The sequence below is a fragment of the Treponema sp. R6D11 genome, assembly GCF_054786075.1.
Genome location: NZ_BDHD01000662.1, coordinates 1 through 642, shown reverse-complemented (window position 1 = coordinate 642; position 642 = coordinate 1). Strand labels below are relative to the sequence as shown.

Genomic DNA, 642 nt, shown 5'->3' with positions numbered 1-642 from the left:
GGAGTGCGTGCCAAGCCATTTGGTTTTGGGCAGTGCGTTGGAATTTTTCTTCAGCGATAAATACCGCAAAGACGAGTTGTATCTGCTCTTTGTGCCGATTACAACAGGACCATGCCGTACGGGGCAGTATTATGTCTACTACGAAAATCTTTTCCGTGATTTACGCCTTGAAAACGTAGTGGTCTTTATTCTGTCCGCCGATAATTCATACACGGAGCTTGGTCCCAGTTTCGCAAAAGAGATGTGGAAAGGGATAGTGTTATCCGACTACTTAAAAGACATTCAATGTTCTCTTTTGGCGGCGGCGGTTGATCCTGTAAAAGCGGAAAAAGATTTTGAACATTCATGGCGAAAAGTTATGCACGCTGTAGAACACAACCCAAAAGCGTTGTGGAGAGAACTTAAACATGTCGCTACAGATGTAAAAAAAATACCGTTAAAACGATAAATAACGGATTGCCCACGAGTATTAATTGTAGGCGAGATTTATGTGCGCCGAGATGATTTTGCCGTTGGCGAATTAATCGAACTTATGAGCGAGAGGGGCATTGTTGTAAAAGTAGCCGGCATAAGCGAATGGATTCACTACTTGGACTTTGTTCGTGAATACGCTCTTAAAAAACTTATTAAACTGCGAAAACC

1 pseudogene is annotated in these 642 nt (G+C 42.5%); it reads left to right on the top strand.

The features are described 5' to 3' along the window. Positions 1–448, top strand: a pseudogene (locus ACYVTD_RS15350) (acyl-CoA dehydratase activase); the annotation flags it as partial. Positions 449–642: the final 194 nt, after the last annotated feature.